Origin of the sequence: Lactiplantibacillus mudanjiangensis (assembly GCF_005405385.1) — a bacterium.
Lineage (GTDB): Bacteria > Bacillota > Bacilli > Lactobacillales > Lactobacillaceae > Lactiplantibacillus > Lactiplantibacillus mudanjiangensis.
In genome coordinates this window covers 389,165-406,792 of sequence record NZ_BJDY01000002.1, presented here as the reverse complement: position 1 = coordinate 406,792, position 17,628 = coordinate 389,165, and the positions used below count along the sequence as shown (strand labels likewise).

At 42.5% G+C, this 17,628-nt stretch carries 17 protein-coding genes; 10 read left to right on the top strand and 7 right to left on the bottom strand.

Features of this window, described 5'->3' with window-relative positions; translation table 11 throughout:
- Positions 1 to 56: 56 nt before the first annotated feature.
- Complete coding sequence (locus FFM84_RS02825) at positions 57 to 479, bottom strand: MarR family winged helix-turn-helix transcriptional regulator (protein ID WP_130843507.1); 423 nt, start codon at positions 477 to 479, stop codon at positions 57 to 59.
- Between the two features lie 244 nt (positions 480 to 723).
- Between FFM84_RS02825 and FFM84_RS02820 the strand changes: the two genes are divergently transcribed.
- Positions 724 to 2,430, top strand: a complete 1,707-nt coding sequence (locus FFM84_RS02820) for an NFACT RNA binding domain-containing protein (RefSeq protein ID WP_130843508.1) — start codon at positions 724 to 726, stop codon at positions 2,428 to 2,430.
- Positions 2,431 to 2,583: 153 nt separating this feature from the next.
- Here FFM84_RS02820 and FFM84_RS02815 read toward each other — a convergent pair whose 3' ends face one another.
- Positions 2,584 to 3,081 (bottom strand): NUDIX hydrolase, encoded by a 498-nt coding sequence (locus tag FFM84_RS02815; RefSeq protein ID WP_130843509.1) that lies wholly within the window; start codon positions 3,079 to 3,081, stop codon positions 2,584 to 2,586.
- Positions 3,082 to 3,280: 199 nt separating this feature from the next.
- On the opposite strand from FFM84_RS02815, the gene FFM84_RS02810 reads away from it, so the two are divergent.
- The 4 genes from FFM84_RS02810 (at position 3,281) to FFM84_RS02795 (ending at position 5,566) form a co-directional block, all read left to right on the top strand.
- On the top strand, positions 3,281 to 4,021 hold the full coding sequence (locus tag FFM84_RS02810) for a DUF2087 domain-containing protein (RefSeq protein ID WP_130843510.1): 741 nt from the start codon (positions 3,281 to 3,283) through the stop codon (positions 4,019 to 4,021).
- Positions 4,021 to 4,392 (top strand): GIY-YIG nuclease family protein, encoded by a 372-nt coding sequence (locus FFM84_RS02805; RefSeq protein ID WP_130843511.1) that lies wholly within the window; start codon positions 4,021 to 4,023, stop codon positions 4,390 to 4,392. The genes FFM84_RS02810 and FFM84_RS02805 overlap by 1 nt, the downstream gene beginning before the upstream one ends.
- Positions 4,392 to 5,057 (top strand): chloramphenicol acetyltransferase, encoded by a 666-nt coding sequence (locus FFM84_RS02800; protein WP_130843512.1) that lies wholly within the window; start codon positions 4,392 to 4,394, stop codon positions 5,055 to 5,057. The genes FFM84_RS02805 and FFM84_RS02800 overlap by 1 nt, the downstream gene beginning before the upstream one ends.
- A 203-nt stretch (positions 5,058 to 5,260) precedes the next feature.
- Complete coding sequence (locus FFM84_RS02795; protein ID WP_130843513.1) at positions 5,261 to 5,566, top strand: magnetosome magnetite crystal formation protein family; 306 nt, start codon at positions 5,261 to 5,263, stop codon at positions 5,564 to 5,566.
- Between the two features lie 307 nt (positions 5,567 to 5,873).
- Here the strand turns inward: FFM84_RS02795 and FFM84_RS02790 are convergent, their stop codons facing one another.
- Both FFM84_RS02790 and FFM84_RS02785 read right to left on the bottom strand, forming a co-directional pair.
- On the bottom strand, positions 5,874 to 6,425 hold the full coding sequence (locus FFM84_RS02790; RefSeq protein WP_130843514.1) for an NEAT domain-containing protein: 552 nt from the start codon (positions 6,423 to 6,425) through the stop codon (positions 5,874 to 5,876).
- Entirely contained in the window at positions 6,425 to 7,669 is a 1,245-nt protein-coding gene (locus tag FFM84_RS02785; RefSeq protein ID WP_130843515.1) for an NEAT domain-containing protein, read from the bottom strand. The genes FFM84_RS02790 and FFM84_RS02785 overlap by 1 nt, the downstream gene beginning before the upstream one ends.
- 553 nt (positions 7,670 to 8,222) lie before the next feature.
- Between FFM84_RS02785 and FFM84_RS02780 the strand changes: the two genes are divergently transcribed.
- Positions 8,223 to 8,864: a VTT domain-containing protein gene (locus FFM84_RS02780; protein ID WP_130843516.1), complete on the top strand. Its 642-nt coding sequence runs from the start codon at positions 8,223 to 8,225 to the stop codon at positions 8,862 to 8,864.
- Positions 8,865 to 8,879: 15 nt separating this feature from the next.
- On the top strand, positions 8,880 to 9,293 hold the full coding sequence (locus FFM84_RS02775) for a GtrA family protein (RefSeq protein WP_130843517.1): 414 nt from the start codon (positions 8,880 to 8,882) through the stop codon (positions 9,291 to 9,293).
- A gap of 423 nt (positions 9,294 to 9,716) precedes the next feature.
- Here FFM84_RS02775 and FFM84_RS02770 read toward each other — a convergent pair whose 3' ends face one another.
- Positions 9,717 to 10,280: a TetR/AcrR family transcriptional regulator gene (locus FFM84_RS02770; protein ID WP_130843518.1), complete on the bottom strand. Its 564-nt coding sequence runs from the start codon at positions 10,278 to 10,280 to the stop codon at positions 9,717 to 9,719.
- A 227-nt stretch (positions 10,281 to 10,507) separates the two neighbouring features.
- Here FFM84_RS02770 and FFM84_RS02765 point away from each other — a divergent pair, with 227 nt between their 5' ends.
- On the top strand, positions 10,508 to 10,777 hold the full coding sequence (locus FFM84_RS02765; RefSeq protein ID WP_130843519.1) for a hypothetical protein: 270 nt from the start codon (positions 10,508 to 10,510) through the stop codon (positions 10,775 to 10,777).
- A 156-nt stretch (positions 10,778 to 10,933) separates the two neighbouring features.
- Here the strand turns inward: FFM84_RS02765 and FFM84_RS02760 are convergent, their stop codons facing one another.
- Entirely contained in the window at positions 10,934 to 12,970 is a 2,037-nt protein-coding gene (locus tag FFM84_RS02760; RefSeq protein ID WP_130843520.1) for a glycosyltransferase-like membrane protein, read from the bottom strand.
- A gap of 1 nt (position 12,971) precedes the next feature.
- Positions 12,972 to 13,967: a glycosyltransferase family 2 protein gene (locus tag FFM84_RS02755; protein ID WP_130843521.1), complete on the bottom strand. Its 996-nt coding sequence runs from the start codon at positions 13,965 to 13,967 to the stop codon at positions 12,972 to 12,974.
- 334 nt (positions 13,968 to 14,301) lie between these two features.
- On the opposite strand from FFM84_RS02755, the gene FFM84_RS02750 reads away from it, so the two are divergent.
- Both FFM84_RS02750 and FFM84_RS02745 read left to right on the top strand, forming a co-directional pair.
- The gene (locus tag FFM84_RS02750) at positions 14,302 to 14,973 is read left to right on the top strand and encodes a phosphatase PAP2 family protein (RefSeq protein ID WP_130843522.1); all 672 of its coding nucleotides are present in this window, start codon (positions 14,302 to 14,304) and stop codon (positions 14,971 to 14,973) included.
- Positions 14,974 to 15,004: 31 nt separating this feature from the next.
- A complete protein-coding gene (locus tag FFM84_RS02745; RefSeq protein ID WP_130843523.1) occupies positions 15,005 to 17,563 on the top strand; it encodes a YfhO family protein in 2,559 nt (852 codons plus the stop codon).
- Positions 17,564 to 17,628 lie beyond the last annotated feature (65 nt).

Below are 17,628 nucleotides of genomic sequence, written 5' to 3'. Positions count from 1 at the left end.
GATTAATATCCAATATATTAGCATAAATCTGCCCTTGAAACCAGCTTACCCGCCCTTTACTCACTCAGCGTGCGTTCGACAGATTTATTTAGCCGATTTAATAAGATTCGTAATAAGTTTTGTTCATCTTGGGGCCATTTGTCAAAAATGCTAGCTTCAAATTTTTCATAGTCAGCATTAATAACGGCCGCGGCATTTTCACCCAAGGGTGTGACGGTGTAAATTAATTGTCGCCGGTCACGTCCAACCGCTTCTTTACTTAGCTTTTCTTTCTTGACTAAACTCGCTAATTGCCGACTAAGTGTCGACGTATCAAGTTGCATTTCAGTGGCGAGTTTTTCTTGAGTGTCGAACCCCGCCTGTAATTTTAACAATAATTGCCACTCCGCAACGGTAACCCCTTGCGCTTTGGCGATCTTTTTTAACATAGTGGTTTGTTGCTTGGCAGTATCGGCCAAGGCAGCTAAACTAGATTTCATTCTGATGACCCCCTCATTTAAACAATAAATGTATTATACAATATGAAACTAGTTATTGTGAACTGATTTCAATCAAAACTTAACAATTTAGGTTATTGACTATAGCAATCTTTAAGAATGGTCATGATTATCGTGTCACGGTGCGACTTATAACTTGTTTAAACGCTTCATCGCCATGTATACTATATAAGTTGGCCGACAGCTTGTCGGCATTGCAGAAATTTAGACGAAAGCGAGTGATCACATGTCTTTTGATGGACTATTTACCCATGCCATGGTCACCGAATTACACGAAAATTTAGTTAATGGGCGAATTACAAAAATTCATCAGCCCTACCAAAATGAATTGATTTTAACGATTCGCGCGAATGGCAAGAATTTGCCAGTCCTTTTATCAGCTGATCCTACGTATCCACGAGTGCAAGTGACTCAGATTCCATATGTGAATCCAGTAGTACCAACCAACTTTGCGATGATGATGCGGAAGTATTTGCAAGGGGCAATTATTGCGGATGTACAGCAAATGGCTAATGATCGGGTTGTTCATTTCACCATTACAACCCGTAACGAATTAGGTGATGCGGAACAATTAACTTTAATTATTGAAATTATGGCGCGTCACAGTAATGTCATTCTCATTGATAAGAAGACCAGTCGTATTTTAGATGTCATTAAACACGTTGGCGCCGATCAAAACCGCTATCGACTTTTATTGCCGGGGGCAACGTATATTGAGCCACCGAAGCAAGAAAAATTGAATCCTTTTACCCCGAATGATGATTATTTAGACTTGGTTAAACAATTCCCTAATGAAGATGTTTTAGCCAAAGCCTTGCAACAACATTATCAAGGGCTTGGTCGTGACAGTGCGCAACAATTAGCCTACGAACTTCACCAACCAGGCGATTTAGCGACGCACTATGATGCGTTTTTAGCTAACTTCACGCACCCCACACCAACGTTGATTACGTTAAGCAATCATAAAACAATGTTTGCGGCTAGCAATTATGCGGCGTTTGGGGACCAGTCGCGGCAGTTTGATTCATTAAGTACCCTATTGGATTTCTATTACCAAGATGCGGCACAACGTGAACGGGTTCAACAACAAGCTGGTAATCTTATTCGTGTGGTCCGTAATGATTTGAAAAAGAACCGCAAAAAGATGAAGAAGTTGCAACAGACATTGGCAAATACCAAGCAAGCGGATGAGTTGCGTTTAAAAGGTGAAATTCTGACGACTTACTTGCATGAAGTAAAGCGTGGTATGACGGAAATTACCCTAACCGATTATTACCATGATAATCAACCGTTAAAAATTGAATTATCAAATCAGCTCTCACCTTCACGCAACGCGCAAAAATATTTCTCGCGTTATCAGAAACAAAAGAACGCAGTCGCTTATGTTGGTGAGCAAATTGATTTAACGCAAGGCGAAATTGATTATTTAGACAATATTCAAACTCAAATTGAGTTAGCCGCCCCAGCTGATATCGCTGAAATTCGTGAAGAACTCATGCAACAAGGTTATCTGAAACAGAAGAAAACCAAGAAAAAGCAACGTGCGTCACGCAAGACTAGTCAACCACAGCAATTCTTTGCAACTGACGGCACGGAAATTTCGGTTGGTAAGAATAATCGGCAAAATGATCAACTAACCTTAAAGACAGCTCGTAAGTCTGATTATTGGTTGCATACGCAAAAGATTCCAGGGTCTCACGTGATTATTCACTCTGACGATCCGAGCGAGCAAACGTTAACCGAAGCGGCCAATCTTGCGGCCTATTTCTCTAAGGCTCGTGAATCGGCAACTGTTCCAGTGGATTATGTGCAAGTTCGCAAGATTCGGAAACCAAATGGTGCCAAACCTGGGTTGGTGATCTATGAGGGTCAAAAAACACTTTATGTGTCACCGGATGCAGCGCTAGTCGAACAATTAACACCACAAAAGTAAGTAAAGGACCCTATATCAACTGAGAATGACGTTGGTATAGGGTCCTTTTTTGTTAATGATACTTGAATTTTAGCTGCTAATGATTAAGCTGGTGGCTGGGTTTTGGTTTTTTTATATTTTTTAGTTAAAGTAAGAAGATACAACTTCTATTTATTAGTAAACTGGCTGACTTAGCACTTTCCAAGTTTCATACGTTGTATCTGTCGCATCAAACTTTTCACTATTTAATAGATAAGCTTTCGCTTTTAAAACCAGCGGCGAAGCGTTTTTGATTGTAAGTTCGGTTAATGGCACTTTCACCGCGCCATGTGAATCTTGCCCATCGAAACTCGCAACGCTGGCGGCTAAGTCTCCACTAACTTCGGTGATTCGATAAAAAACACCAATATGCTGATTGAAGGCCCAGCCTTCAAATTGCCACGGATAACGAAAACTAGTAGTCCCTAATTGAGTTAACACGGTCGGTACCAATCCAGTCTCTTCTTGAACTTCACGCCGAATAGCATTAGCTAACGGCTCCCCGTCCTCTAAACTGCCACCTGGTAAATCAAACCGATTGGTATACGGGCCACCGTATTTTTTCGTTACGACTAAGTTTTGTTGATCGCCAATGATGCCATAAACACCAAAGGCACGATGATATTTTGTCACTGCTGGTCCCTCCTCACTGATACCCCTATGGGTTTTGTAAAACCACTATATTCAGTATACCTCTTTCATACAGAATCTTGCATATTTATTTAAAATTAATTTGTATAAAAATGATGTTTACTAATTTGATAAACATTTTGCTGTTGACACTTTCAGTAAACAAGTGTAACTTTAAGCCTATTGAGAGGTGATCCGGACATTGGACCTAGCTAAATTAAGTCTCACCGACCTACAACGTGGTTGGCAGATGCAGGCTAACGAACGACAGTGCAATTATTGCGCCGCTAACTGGGTTGCGGAAACCCCCGTTAGCGAGATTGAGCAACACTTGCAAACCGTACATGGCGGTAATTTAAATCAGTTGATTCATTTGAATAGTCGCTACAATACATTGACGGCTAAACAACAAGATCTATTGACGGCTTTTGCAACTGGGATTAAAGATCAAGATTTGGCCAAACAGTTACAGGTGGCGGCCGCTACAATTCGCCATCAAAAATTTACATTTCGTGAAAAGGCTAAACAGGCTAAGCTCTATTTAGCCATTTACGAACAAGTTTTTGGTGAATCGGCTCAACAACTCGTTAGTGATCCGTTGATTGACATCCCGGAACAACCACGTCAACCGGATGATCGCTGGTTAATTACCGAGTCAGAAGCAGCCCAAACGCTACAACATTATTTTGATTTCACAACTGACCCATTACGACTTATTCGCTTACCTAAAAAGCAAAAAAGTATCATTATCGTCTTGACTCGAATTATTGATGAAATCCCGGTCAATCAGCCACTAACGGAACCAGCACTCAATGAACTACTAAAGCCAATCTATTTTGATTACGTGACCGTCCGTCGATACTTAATCGAATATGGTTTCTTAAGTCGTCGTGCGGACGGCTCACAATACTGGCGACCAGCCAACAATCGAAAGGAAAACTAATGGACTCAAATCGCAAAGAAGAACTACGCCAAGCCTACAAGCTGGCGACAACCTATTACGGCGTGATTCAAATTGAAAACACGCGTAATCATAAAATCTGGCTCGACACCGTACCCAACATTCACAATCGGTGGGCCTTTTATCAGTTGAATTTAAACAAGGACTTTTATCGCAATACACCACTACAAGCCGATTGGGATGCTCAGAATGGTGAGGATTTTGTTTATACTGTTTTATGGAAAGAAGAAACGGTCGATGTGGTCAACATGCGACAAACACTTAAGGATTTAAAAGTTAAATGGTTCAAAAAACTGCAACCATTTGATGACCGTGGTTATAATCGTCGTCCTAAAGATTGGGAGGAAAACTAATGACTGAACCTTTAAACACTGCCTTTACGCCTATTGATCAAGCAACCTGGGCGCGGCGTGAATATTTTTATTACTTCACTAAAATGATGCCAACTGGTTTTTCATTAACCGTTAATTTAGATATTACGAAATTACTAGCTTGGACCCGAGAACATGGCGTTAAATTTAACGCTGCCTATCTTTATTTAGTGAGCCATTGTCTGACAAACCATCCTGAAATGCGCGTGGGTCGCGTGGATGAACAATTGGTCACTTTCGATGTTGTCCATCCGTCTTACACGATCATTCATGATGACCATTCAATGTCTAATCTATGGACTGCATATACCGCTGACTTTGCAACGTTTAATCAAAATTACTTAGCTGATTTAGCACAATATGGTCAACAACCGGGGCCGATGCCAAAGGCCCCACAGTCGCCTAATCTATTCACGATTGGCAGCTTGCCATGGGTAAACTTTACGGCGTATACCCCATTACCATTTACGCCACTACAAACTTTTCAACCCATCTTTCAGGCTGGCAAGTTTACAGTGACTGGTTCGCAGACTATCATGCCCTTATCGATTACCATTCATCATGCGGTCGCGGATGGGTATCATGTCAGCACGTTATTTAACGACCTACAAGCCGACTTTAATCAACCAGAACAACTTTTGAATTAATGAATACTAACAAAGCTTGCTACCAGATCATTAGCTGATTTGGCAGCAAGCTTTTTATTCAGTATGAATCAAACTATCAATCAGATTAGTGGCGATTTTCAGTTAGTCCCACGCTTATTATTAACTCTCAAAACTAGTTACCGCTAATAGTATTGCAATTGAAGGCCCCGTATCGTAAGTTAGAGCATAGGGAGGCCGTTAACATGAAAGACCATCGGATATTAAATGGATTCGCTTATTTTTCAGTTATTTTTGCACCAGTTATTTTTCCAGGCATTGTCTGGATTGTGGCTAAAGACCCGACCGTTAAAGCTAACGCCAAAAGTGCCTTGGTTTTCCATCTCATTCCAGGGATCACGGTGCTTTTCACGATTGTCATGCTGCGAATCAGTTATTTACTAGACTTTTCGACAGGGCAAATGGTCGCAGTCAGCGTACTTTATTTACTTAGCTTTGTGATCATCATTCACGCCCTTTTTATAGGGATCAAACAGTTAATTGCCAAATGAGTTTGGGTCGTATTTTTTTCGTAACTAGGCCTAAAAGCACGACTAAAAAAGATTGCCCCCAAATCAAGGTTGATTTTTGGGGGCAATCTTTTTTAATAGTGCCGACTGGCTATCCAGCCTATTCCACCAATTACGGCTAATAGACCAGTGAATGAACTGATCAAAATCGGTTTAGCCTGACCAGTTGACTGATTGTCAGTATTTGGCGTGGTAGCTAATGTCGCCTGGCTTTGATGGTTAGCCGGCGCAATCCGATCACCGGCCGCACTGCTGGTTGATTGCTTGGCCGGTTTAGTTGAGCTTCCACTTACACGACTACTGGTACTGACTTTAGCAGTCGTGCTGGGCCTTTTTTTGTTGGCGTCACCGTTTGACTAGTCCTCGACGCTTTAGTTCTTGCGGTGGCCACTTTAAGATGGGCCTTTAGTTTTGGCAATTGCGTCGTCTTAAACTTAAACGATACATTGTGTGTGGCTTTATAAACGTGTAAGACGTTAATTGAAAGCTTTGCTGTAATCTTGTGGTTTAAATTCTTAGTTGTAAAAGAATAGTAAATATTAGAATTTCCGGACTTATCACGAACTTTGCACACATGCTGTGGCTTGGCACCATTAACCTTTAATACTTGGACCGGATACTTGCCCAATGCACTTGATGTTTTCAAATGCATGGTCACAACATATTTCTTGTTTTTAACCGTGACTTTAGCGGGTTTAACAAAATATTTACTGGCCATTGACGTTTTGTTAGTCCCGTACGTTAAGGCACTGTAACTCACCGACTTGGCGTGAGCAACAGTTACCATGCTTAACGCGCCCACACCAAATACTAAACTGGTCATTAATCGTTTCAATTTCATTACCACACCTTCTTCATGATGATGACGCCACTGCCTAAACCTAAAAGCCCTACCACACCAGCTAAAATAAGGTGTAATGACTTTTTTGTTTCGTTGGTTTGTGGCAAACGGGACTTCGATGACCTGATTTTAGCGGTCTGACTCGTTGTACTGCCATGACGACTAGTCGTGGGTTTAGCCGTGGCCGTATCCGCTGCATCATTAGTAGTGTTACCAGCTGTGTGGCTAAATTTGAAACGAACGGTAAAGGTTTGATCAACGCCAGCGGTGGGCACGGTCACGTGGACCGTACCGTTGATTAATGAGGCTAAGTCGCTGAGTGATTTGATTGTGAAGGTATATGTTGCAACATAGTAGTCACCATTAGTGCTGTAATGAATGTTTTGCGCCGTTTGCCCATTGATCGTTAACGGCGTAAAACCATGTTCCGTCATGCCCGAAGTCTTACTATATTTAACAGTTAATAAGACTTGATAGCCCGTGCCACTTTTAGTAATTTGGGCGACGTGCGTGTAAAACTTATTGGCAGCTGAAGCCACATTTTTATCTGCTTGTAAAACTTCGTACGTCCAGCCAGTTAGTGGATCAGCGCTAGTGGTCGTGGCTGCTTTAGTGGTCGCCGTGGTGCTCGTGGTTGGTTTGGTCACAGCAGAAGAACTACTGCTAGAACTTGTTGTTGAATTTACAGTACTGCTGCTGTTGCTGTCATCACGGTTACTGTTCGCACTATCATGATTGGCAGTAATCGTACTTGATGATGAACTGCTCGTTTGATCACTACTTGATCCAGTCTCTGGTACAGTTGCCGCCGGAACACCGCTCCAATCTAAAGTCATCCACGCACTCTGGGTCATTTTGCCCATCGGTGTCGTTAAATCAAAAGTAACCGGAACCGTTGTTGCTGGCTCAGTCAACGTAAAGGCTAAACTCGCCCCACTTAACGCTGAAGCGCCATTAACCGTGGTGCCAGTGATATATTTTTGCCCAATTGTGGTAATCGGCAAAGTAGCCTGATAGTGACCATCTTTAATGATGACTGTGGCGCTACTTCCGAAGTAGCCCGCCGCTGACGATGGTGTACTACTAGCGCTGCCATTTGCATCTTTAACAAACGATGTTGGTACTGAATAAGTGCCATCTGCCAATGTTGCGGCTTGAACTGATCGCGAAGCGCTTACATTTATTAATAAAAAAATAATGGCCATTAATCCCCCGACCCCTATCTTGATCCACTGCTTATGCATAAAAACCCCTCCTGATTATTTGTTAACTTTATCGACCTAATATTACCACAATAATGAATTGAATTTAATATAATAATTAATTTTAATTAGATTCAATATAATTATTAGCCTAAAGTAATTGTTGAATTGATTCTCATTATCAACTTTAATTCTACTGCAAACAGGTGTTAATCATCGCTACTGCCAACTAGTTAATGTGAGTGATAACCTGATAAATAAATATAATTCCTGTTATAACGGTCTATTCCAGGATTATTCGTTTACTTGCAAAACCGACAAAAAGCGTGCGTGTCAAATTTCCAACGGTGGATTTGACACGCACGCTTTAAGTTTATTAACGGGTTGGTTGAAAACATCAGTCACAGTAAAAGAAGCGGAAATCGAGGAAGAAGTGGTGTTTCAACCATAGTCACAGTTTACTAAATGATCAACATTGTTAAAAGTTAAGTTAGCTGAGATGATTCTGATAATTTCTCAGGATGACTTCAAAATTTATAAGGGGCAGCAACCAGTCAAAATTTGTATGCTTAAATCAAAAAGTGAGGTCTTTAATATGAGCGTATTGCTTGCTAGTTTGTTTCATCTAACCACCTTATTACCACAGTTGATCGCCAGTTATGGCAATTGGATCTATGTTGGTCTATTTATCTTAATCTTTGTCGAAACTGGTTTGGTGGTCCTACCATTCCTCCCTGGTGATTCCATTCTATTCCTATGTGGCTCATTAGCTGCGATGACGGCGGACTTGAACGTTGGTGTTTTAGTTGTTCTACTAAGTATCGCCGCAATTTTGGGTGATCTAGTCAACTTTGAAATCGGCAAACGATTTGGTCATCACGTCTTAAATAGTCCCCGGCTAAGTCGGTTAATCAAGCCAAAATATTTAAGTGAGTCACAAACTTTCTTTGACCGGCATGGTAGCTTAGCGATCTTCTTAGGTCGTTTCGTACCAATCATTCGAACGTTGGTCCCTTTTACTGCCGGAATGAGCGCCATGCACTATCCAACGTTTGCACGCTATAACATTTTAGGTGGGTTAACTTGGATTATTGTCGCGATTAGTGCCGGATATTTATTTGGCAATATTACGATTGTTAAACAACACTTTGAATTAATCATGTTAGCGATTGTCTTGATTTCTTTGATTCCAGTCGGGTTGACGATGTTGAAACACCGGTCAACCCTTGATGATTAAGGTGGTGACTAACGAATGCAACGATTAACAAATTACTGGCGTCGCTATCAGCGTGTCTTGGCTTATTTAGTTTTTGGTGGGCTAACGACACTCATTAACCTAGCGTTATTTGCCGGTTTAACCAAATTGAGTGTCCCCTATTTGTTTAGTAATGCTTTGGCATGGTTAGGGTCAGTAATTTTTGCTTATTTTACCAACCGACAATGGGTCTTTGAAACAAGTGCTCAAAGTTGGTCAGCTCGTTTGAAAGAAAGTCTTCAATTTCTTTGGTATCGCCTACTAAGTTTAGGATTAGATGAATTGATTATGTTAATCGGGATTAGCCTATTAGCAAGATCACCTTTAATCGTCAAATTGATTGATCAAATCTTGATCGTTATGATTAATTGGTTTTTCAGTAAATATCTTATTTTTAACAACAATCACTAATGTGACGGGACACTGATCAAAAATAGACCGACTTGCCACCTAACGTTCAGGCTCAAGATGGTCTCACTCTCGGTTATAATAACGATTTCTAATTCAATTTGTGTGCACGATATAACCGGAGTCAGCCAGTGATGGCGCCGGCCGTGACGACATCGTTAGTTCGAATGGTTTTCCCGGACTTTACGATGTGGACGACTTTTGAGACTAGCGGCTTTGGCTAGGCTTAAAAGCGAGGTGGAAGCCCGCACTTTGGCTGGAGCCGGTCTCCACAGCCGGCAGAATCACTGGCTGACGTAGGTGACTAATTTAGCATGACTCAGGCCAATACTAGTAGATTTTTTACTACGCTAATCATCTTTCAAGCTTTAGTTTTTAAAGCAACCGACAAAAAAAGCGTTTAACCAAACGCTTTTTTGTTTGCACTCAATTAATTTGGCGTAACACTGCACCACGAATTGTATTAACTGCATCAGCCACAACATCAATCGATGTGTCGCCATGCGTTAAGGCCCATTCAATGACGGTCATTTGAACATTCGTCCCCATAGCAGCAATTAGCTCAGCTGGGGCGGTCATTGTTGGGCTTTTTTCTTGAATAAAGCGTTGCCATTCAGCTAACAATTGATCATGGAACCCGGCTTCTAAGTCAGCCGCTGGTTCATGAACCGTAAATAAAATCCGAATGGCCTCCCGATTATCCGCCATATCCGCCAATAAGCCTTTGACCAAAGCATCGATCTCACCGGCAATCATTTGTTCAAATCGTAGATGGACTTTCTGAGTGAAAATCAACTGATACTTAGCAACCAGTTGATCTAATAAGTCATATTTATCTAAGTAATGCGCATAAAACGTTGAACGACTAGTTAATGATGCTTGGCAAATATCCGCGACTGTCATTTGACGAAAGTTTTTAGTCGTCAATAGTTGTAACATGGCGCGTTGAATATCCCGTTCCGTTTTAAGCTTGCGGACATCTTTTGTCATTTTTTAAACCCCTTATTCTATCTTGATGTCATCGTAGCATACTCACGATAAAAATAAACCCAATTCATAAGTTTATGTTGGTTTTCGAACACTGCCCCCGTTAACTGTTCGAAAACCAACAGTTTCTTACTTTTTACTAGTGTCCACATCAATTAGACCGCGCTATGATGTAATTGTTGAAGGGGCAAAGTTCCTTTCAAATTTAAGTGAGAATCGAGGTCATCGCGATGTTTACTTGGAGTTTTTGGATTTTAGCTGTTTGGTTTGTGGTTAATGCGATTTGGATGTGGTTTGATTTAGACAATCAACAACTACAGAAAACGTTTGTTTGGATCAATGTTGTGGCACTAGTTTGGGGCTTCGGCGTCTTTTACGGTGGGACTTCAGTTGCAAACTTAAGCGGCTGGTTCCAAGCGTTAAATTGGCTTAACGTCATTTTGACCGCTACTCAATGCTACTTCGGTTACCGCAAGTTATCTCAACATAAACCGGCCTAATTAAAAGCCAACTAAGTCAAAATTTTGTAACTCGATTATTCCTTGTAAGTCAGAAAAAAGGTTTGGACATTTAGCCCAAACCTTTTTTTATCTCTGAATATTTATAGTCGAAACGTGGGGCAAAGGACCGTCTTTTGCCCCACTCTTTTTGACTTATCAATCTAATTGTCGCGGTTGCCACCACAAACTGATTAAAACAATGACTAACCAAAGTAACAAATTCAACCCTATGGTACGTAATCGTGTCAAGGCTTGAGCTGGACGATGATCAAGGACAAAATAACGCCAAGCCAGTTGTGAACGCGTCAATACGTGTCCCGTGCGTTGATTATAATTAGTGGTCGCCGCTTGATAGTGAATGGCCTTATGCCCTAAGTTCTTAATGGTCACGACCAATGTTCCGGCCGGACAAGTCTGGTAAGCGATCTTAGCCACTTGCTTCGGGGTACCAGTGACTCGTTTAATGACCTGACCAGCTTGTTGCAAAGTGAGTTGGACCTTACCCTGATGGGATGCTGGTACTAATTCAAGCTGATTATGACGATGGTTAATCGGAAGTTTCAAGGTGACGGTTTGATGCGCCGGTAACGTGGCCGTGGTGACTTTGAAATAGGCACCGTTACCTTGACGGGCAACAACTGAAGCTACGGTAGACGTTGTTTGCGTCGTCTTTAAAATGCTGATGCCACTGAAACTAACACCTAAGACCATCAACCAACTGACTAACCAACGATGATTGCCCTCACGTAACCACGACCATGTTGGCACAGTCGCGGTAGCATCACTGGCTAGTAACATTAAAATCGGCAGTAACGGTACCGCATAACGGGCCTCAACTTCCCAAAAGACAACGTGAAAAACGGTTAAGCCGATGACGATTAAAGCCAAGTATCCCAAACTTAACTGATGCTGCTTGGCTGAAAACCATGTCCACAGACTGCCTATTAATAAGCATAGAAAGATTGCCTGGGTCCAGGTTACTAACCAGAATTGAATCGCACGTTGATGATTTAAGAACCATTGCGGTGCCCGAATCCATTGTGTCGTTAATCTAAAGCTATCAAAATCACCAGTTGCCCAAAAAACACGAAATTTTTGTAGCAAATGTTGTAATCCACCACTAATCCCCAACTGTTGCAGGCGTTGTTTAATCATTGCTTGAGTTGTGGCCTTTTTCGCAGTTGCGGTTGGTTGGCGATTGACTTGATTAAAATCAGTATAGTTATATTGCCCAGCTAATTGTGGATTCAAACTCATTGCAATCCAGCTGGTTGCCGGTAAAGCGTCCTGAGTTTGACGGTGATAGCCACTAGCCTGCGCCCACAAATGAAAGCCCAACCACCAGCCACTTAGCGTTAAAATAGCAAGTACTGGCCAAGCCCAATGCCAGTGGTGCCGAATCACAGCAATTAATAAAATCAGCATCACCGCGATCCAGACCACAATTAAATTACTTTTAAGCCAAACACCAAAGCTAAATAACAATAGCCCGCTTAACCCGCCGATCCAACGTTGCCAACCAGTATGTCGTTTAGTCCAGACCCCTAGTGCTAGGCTTAAAAGTGGTATTGGTAGGACGATCGCATCAGTATAGGCAAATAACGCATAAGCGTAGATGGGCACACTACCCAACCAAATCAGCATGAAACTTAATGCCCCTGGTTGCCAGTGATGCCACGTCCATAATAAATAACACCCAGCAACCAGTGCTAAATCTACCCATAAAAAGCGGCCTAAGTTTAGTATCAGCCATGGTGGATTAATGCCCAGACTTAACAATCCTTTTAGGCTTAAGCTCGCAACTAACGTGTAATTGACGTTGTTCGGGTAAACGGCAAAATAATGAGGCCACGTTGTTTGTCCATGAGCGATCGCGATCGCCTGATTACGAACAAAGTAGCTATCAGCACGACCAACATCTACAAATTGCCACGCGACTAATCCTTGAACCAAAAGGATCAAGATGAATAACCCTACTAATACGCGTCGATACGTGCGTGCTGACCATGACCGTATCCATTGACGTCCACCATGCCAAGCGAGTAATAGACCGCCAGCCAGAATTAACATCACGCCCGGTTTGACCCAATTTCGATCGGCAAAGAACGTCACTGGTCGCGTACTGGCAACAATCAACGCCCAGCATAAAATGCCAGCAGCCAACCAGTTAAATCCTTTAAAGCCCCGTTGCATCCTACTTTTGCCCAGCCGCAATTGCGACTAGTAGCGGTTGCTGGTCCCGCGAGTAGTCATCAGTTTCAATAATATAACGTGGTCGATGCTTGACTTCCGCAAAGACCTTACCTAAATATTCACCAATAATGCTAATACCAATCAATTGAACGCCACCTAAAAACCAAACACTCATCATTAATGACGTCCACCCATTCAAGACATCGCCGGTTAAAAAACGCACACCGGCGTACACTAACATGCCTAGGCTGATCGCAATCACGATGATGCCGGCTGACATGATGGCTTTAATCGGGGCAATCGAGAATGAGGTAATACCGTCCATCGCAAACGCGACCATCTTTTTAAAAGGATACTTTGATTCACCGGCAAATCGTGGCTGACGTTGATAGTACAGTTTACTGGTCGGCAACCCTAATTGCGGAATGATCCCGCGCAAGAATAAATTGGTTTCTGAATATTGCATTAACGCCGCTACTGCTCGGCGACTTAACAACCGATAATCCGCATGATCTGGTACTAACTGTACCCCAATTCTACGCATTCCCCGATAAAAAGTTTCGGCCGTCCAACGTTTGAAAAACGAATCACTTTGACGATCGTTACGAACCCCCAAGACGATATCACTGCCGGATTTAAATCGAACCACCATTTTAGCAATTAAGGCGGGATCATCTTGTAAGTCTGCATCAATGGTAATAATGGCATCGGATACTGGTCCAGCCACTTTCATTCCCGCCATCAAGGCATTTTGATGGCCAAAATTCCGACTAAACTTCAAACCGGTATACATCGAATCTTGCGTTTCAAGCCGTTGGATCAAGCGCCATGTTTGGTCGCTGCTCCCATCATCGACAAATAACAATTTGCTTTGACGACTAATCTGTTCTGTTTTCATTAAGTGTCGTAAGACCTCACCTAAAACAGCCGCTGATTTTGGTAAAACGTCAGCTTCGTTATAGCATGGCACAATGACTGTTAACCGTAGTGCTGGCATTAATAAGCCCCCTTATGATTTTGAACCTAACTCAAAGTACGATCATTAATATACGCATCTTCACTCCATGCAACTACTCAGTTTGCCTGAAACGCATCTGAGAAATTTTCAGAAAACATTTCTTTTTTCTGAGTAGTTGTCTTAACTGGGTTTTCCTATAATAGCAATTGTTCGTTATCAACCGGTTAGCACTGAGGGTCACTCAAGTTAAACTTGAGTTTGATTATAACCGCAAGTCAGTTGAGAAAAAAAGTAAACCAGATTCAATTTGCGTCAAAAAAAATTAGCTTAACAAAACGTTTGCAAATGGTTGTTTATTTATGGGAGGAAAATTATGGTAATAAGAAAGTCAGTCAATTCGACATCGTTAGCTTGGTCATGGTTTGGTCTTTTCGCCATCTTGGCGATTCTGGTTCAAGTCAATGCGGGAATTCTACAGACCGTTGACCAAAATGCTTTTCAAGCCATCGCCACTTTAAACACTGATTCAATGACCCACTTTTTCACAATTGTCACGACCTTAGCCAGTCCATTGGTGACGTTATTGATCGCCCTCTTAGTTGCGGTTGCGCTTTATTGGCAACATCAGCGTTTAGTTGGGTTATTGGTCATCACCACAATGGTAGGTGGTGATGGTGTCGCCTTTATCTGCAAAGAACTATTCAAACGTTCGCGCCCCACTCAGCAACTACTTGCCGATTCCGGCTACAGTTTTCCAAGTGGTCACGTTTTTGGGACGGTGCTACTCTTTAGTATCCTATTAACGTTGAGCCATGCCTATCTCAAGACTTGGCCGTTACAACTGGGATTAGGCGTTTTGGGACTTGGTTGGATCGTAATCGTCATGGTGGCGCGCGTTTATTTACGTGATCACTACGCGACTGACACGATTGGCAGCGTGTGTTTAGCCAGTGGTTGCTGGCAACTTGCCCAAACTTGGTTCTGGCACTGGTCATCACCAGTACTCGCGTTTTTACAACGGCGGCAAAAGCAACCTTTAAAATAATCAGCTAGAAGAGAATTGGGGTTGAACAATCATGGAAGTCAAGGGACAACAGCGGTGGTTAGGACCACTCATAGCTGGTGGCTTAGCCTTATTAGTCATCAGTGCCGTTTTATGGCAAAAACAGCTCACTCCATTTGGTGATCGTAACTTTTTAATCAGTGATATGGGCACACAATATTTATCGTTTTTTACGGCTTATCGACATGCCATTTTAGCGCATAACTTTCAATTATTTTCGTTCTCACAGTCACTTGGTAGTACAGCAATTCCAACGATCGCTTATTACCTGATGAGTCCATTTAATCTCATCATCTTACTATTTCAGCCGGCACAACTACCGACAGGCATTACGGTCGTTTTAATGGCTAAGATTGTTGCGATTGCTGTGACAATGACGATCTTTTTACAAGCGCATTTTCACACGACTCGCTGGGAAGCTAGTATCTTCGGATTAGCATTCAGTCTCTGTGGCTTTGTCGCCATGAACTATTTTGACCTGATGTGGTTAGACGCGTTAATCTGGTTACCCTTGATCTTAAAAGGTCTCGACCACTTACTTGCTACTGGACATGGCGGGGCCTTCTTTGGTTGGTTATGGGTCAGCATTGTGACTGATTTTTATTTAGGCTACATGACCTGTCTATTCATCATTTATTACTTAGTTTATCAATTAATGATGACTAAAGCTCCTGACCAGACCTTTTGGACCAGTCTATATGAACGCCGCCATCGGCTTGGACAAATTATTTTAACAGCCGGCTTGAGCGGTCTCAGTACGTTATTCTTATTGTTACCAACGGCTTTAGGGATGCTCGAAACCGCTAAAACCACCAACAGTCAACAGAACTTTTTGTTAGCAGCTCAGTATCGGCTCAATGTTTTAAGTCAACTGGCTGTGGGCGCTAGCAATTACAGTGATCGTTTGAGTCACGCGCCAACACTTTTCAGCACCACGGTGGTCGTCTTATTAGTCGGCACTTACTTCGTTCACCCTCTAATCAAACGCTCACAAAAATGGGCCGCGGCAGGATTACTAGTGGCCTTACTACTTAGTATGGGCGTTCGGTTGCTCGATACGGTTTGGCACATGTTTCAACAACCCGCCGGTTTTCCGTTCCGTGACGCCTTCTTCTTTAGCTTTGTCATGATCATGATCGCATTTGCAGGTTGGCAAGCTGATCCCCATCAAGTGGCTAAACGCTGGCAAGTCGGATTACCGATTGGATTGATCGGTCTGCTTATCATTGGTTGGATGGCGAATCGCGTCCTTAAAACGGCGGTCACCCCGCATGTGTTCCTATCAAGCCAAGCCTACGTGGTGATTAGTGCCTTGGTCTTATTTCTGACTTGGCGGCTACGGCCAATCTTAATCACCTGTTTAGTTGCCAGTGAAGTGGCGGCTAATTTGCTGCTCAGTATGCGGACGACTCCATTTGGCAGTCAACGGACTTATCAATCTGCCTATCAAACTGAAGCAAAACAAATGCAATCAGTTAATGATCCGGATGGTCAACTCTATCGCGTCGATAACGCCAACACGCTGATTAATCGGGCTTATCAAGAAAAGTACAATAATTACAACGATCCCCTGTTGTTTAACTTTCACGACATTAACGATTATAGCTCGACATTGACTGAACAAACGCGTGTCACCTTAAAATCATTAGGACTTTACAGCAAAAACGCTCGGCGGATTAGTTCGCAAGGCTTAACACCGGTTAGTGCAATGTTACTAGGAATCAAATATGATATTGTCCTAAATGCCAACGGTCAAGCAAAAACACGCCGTAATCCGACTTATTTAGGCATGGGATTTGCCGTTAATGCGCAGCTCAATCAAGTTAAGTTATCCGCTACGCATGCCCTAACGAATCAAGAAACTATCTTACAACGGTTGCGGCTATCAACAACCGCTTACTATCAAGATGCTACCGTGCAACATGATCAAGTCACACCGGCACCGCAAGCTAAAGTTTATCGGTACTATCACACCGTACAACTAAAAGTAAATACGACGGGCCCGCTCTACTATGATGATACGAGTGGCGTTACCAAATATTCAACATTCACTGTCAATGGTAAGCGCATTGCCCCTAGTGTCGAAGCCAATCATCATCGGCTCCTGTTAAATCTTGGCACCTTTAGCAAAGGATCGACGGTAACGTTAAGCTTCAAGACAAAACATCGACAATTACAACCTAAAGTTCGCTTAGCCAGTTTAAACTCGGCACAGTTCCAACAAGTTTATCAAGCCTTAAAGTCAACACAATGGGTCCCACAATATAGTGCTCGCGGGTTGACCACGAAGCTTACGGGGTCCATGACTAACCCTACTGGTGCACATTGGCTTTACGTCGCCCTGCCATATGATCGTGGTTGGCAGGCACAAGTTAATGGGAAATCGGTGACGTTACAAAAAACGTTAGGTGGGTTAACCGCCATTCCAATTACCAGTGGGAAAAACACGGTTATTCTGCAGTACCATGCCCCTGGGTTATTATTGGGCAGTGGCCTCAGTTTAATCGGTCTACTTGGTTTCGCTGGTGACAATTGGCGCCGACGCCAGTTGAAGTCGAAATCAAAAAAATGATCACTAAAAAATCCGGGAATCATCCTGGATTTTTTGTTGTAATTTGCGTCAGTTTAACTAATTAT

What these genes read in the sequence shown, in the direction of transcription:
- FFM84_RS02800 (WP_130843512.1), top strand. Translation starts at nt 4,392, where the DNA reads ATGACTGAACCTTTAAACACTGCCTTTACGCCTATTGATCAAGCAACC.
- FFM84_RS02745 (WP_130843523.1), top strand. Translation starts at nt 15,005, where the DNA reads ATGGAAGTCAAGGGACAACAGCGGTGGTTAGGACCACTCATAGCTGGT.
- FFM84_RS02805 (WP_130843511.1), top strand. Translation starts at nt 4,021, where the DNA reads ATGGACTCAAATCGCAAAGAAGAACTACGCCAAGCCTACAAGCTGGCG.
- FFM84_RS02755 (WP_130843521.1), bottom strand. Translation starts at nt 13,967, where the DNA reads ATGCCAGCACTACGGTTAACAGTCATTGTGCCATGCTATAACGAAGCT.
- FFM84_RS02780 (WP_130843516.1), top strand. Translation starts at nt 8,223, where the DNA reads ATGAGCGTATTGCTTGCTAGTTTGTTTCATCTAACCACCTTATTACCA.
- FFM84_RS02825 (WP_130843507.1), bottom strand. Translation starts at nt 479, where the DNA reads ATGAAATCTAGTTTAGCTGCCTTGGCCGATACTGCCAAGCAACAAACC.
- FFM84_RS02750 (WP_130843522.1), top strand. Translation starts at nt 14,302, where the DNA reads ATGGTAATAAGAAAGTCAGTCAATTCGACATCGTTAGCTTGGTCATGG.
- FFM84_RS02785 (WP_130843515.1), bottom strand. Translation starts at nt 7,669, where the DNA reads ATGCATAAGCAGTGGATCAAGATAGGGGTCGGGGGATTAATGGCCATT.
- FFM84_RS02795 (WP_130843513.1), top strand. Translation starts at nt 5,261, where the DNA reads ATGAAAGACCATCGGATATTAAATGGATTCGCTTATTTTTCAGTTATT.
- FFM84_RS02770 (WP_130843518.1), bottom strand. Translation starts at nt 10,280, where the DNA reads ATGACAAAAGATGTCCGCAAGCTTAAAACGGAACGGGATATTCAACGC.
- FFM84_RS02775 (WP_130843517.1), top strand. Translation starts at nt 8,880, where the DNA reads ATGCAACGATTAACAAATTACTGGCGTCGCTATCAGCGTGTCTTGGCT.
- FFM84_RS02765 (WP_130843519.1), top strand. Translation starts at nt 10,508, where the DNA reads ATGTTTACTTGGAGTTTTTGGATTTTAGCTGTTTGGTTTGTGGTTAAT.
- FFM84_RS02760 (WP_130843520.1), bottom strand. Translation starts at nt 12,970, where the DNA reads ATGCAACGGGGCTTTAAAGGATTTAACTGGTTGGCTGCTGGCATTTTA.
- FFM84_RS02820 (WP_130843508.1), top strand. Translation starts at nt 724, where the DNA reads ATGTCTTTTGATGGACTATTTACCCATGCCATGGTCACCGAATTACAC.
- FFM84_RS02790 (WP_130843514.1), bottom strand. Translation starts at nt 6,425, where the DNA reads ATGAAATTGAAACGATTAATGACCAGTTTAGTATTTGGTGTGGGCGCG.